General features: G+C 32.6%; 1 protein-coding gene and 1 pseudogene. One reads left to right on the plus strand and one right to left on the minus strand.

The genetic code is table 11. The annotated features are described in order from the left end of the window. On the minus strand, positions 1-375 hold a 375-nt coding region (locus tag DMP16_RS10525), incomplete at its 3' end, for an adenosylhomocysteinase (protein ID WP_185957876.1). A gap of 146 nt (positions 376-521) precedes the next feature. On the opposite strand from DMP16_RS10525, the pseudogene DMP16_RS10530 reads away from it, so the two are divergent. Then, positions 522-703, plus strand: a pseudogene (locus DMP16_RS10530) (peptidylprolyl isomerase); the annotation flags it as partial.

The raw sequence follows: 703 nt of genomic DNA on the forward strand, positions 1-703 counted from the left end.
ATCATCCATAACTATATCAGGTTGATGTATTTTTGTTATATTTTCTATATTCTCGTAATATTCGTTTTCATTTTCACCCTTCCATGCAAACACATAAATATCATCATTGGCTAATGCTGCTGCTACTTCATCTTGAGTGGACAGTGGATTACTAGCTGCCAATGCAACCTCGGCTCCTCCTATTTTTAATGTTCTAACTAAAGCTGCCGTTTCCTTTGTAACGTGCAGAACTGCGCTCACACGAATACCAGTGAGTGGCTTCTCAACGGCAAATCTTTTTCTTATCTCTAATAAGGCTGGCATATGAATCTCAGCCCACTCGATTTGCCTTTTACCCATGTCTGCTAACGAGATATCTTTTACCTTATATTTCATTTCAGAACCACCTAAGTTATTTAATAGTTATAAAACTACTTATAGGGACAGAATATTTAATCATTATTAGTTGAGTAACTATATTATTGTAGCTACTGTTTCACTAGTTTTAAAAACCTTGATCTTAACTATTCATAGGGCTAATAATGTTTAAAGATAAAGATTTTATTTATATAGAATATACAGCAAGAGTAAAAGATACCGGAGAAATAATTGATACAACTAATGTAGAAGAAGCAAAAAAAGCTAACATATATGATGAAAATGAAACATATGGACCAAAACTTGTAATTTTAGGAGAAAATAGAATATTGAGAGGATTAGAGGA

Origin of the sequence: Sulfolobus sp. B1, assembly GCF_007050195.1 — an archaeon.
Lineage (GTDB): Archaea > Thermoproteota > Thermoprotei_A > Sulfolobales > Sulfolobaceae > Saccharolobus.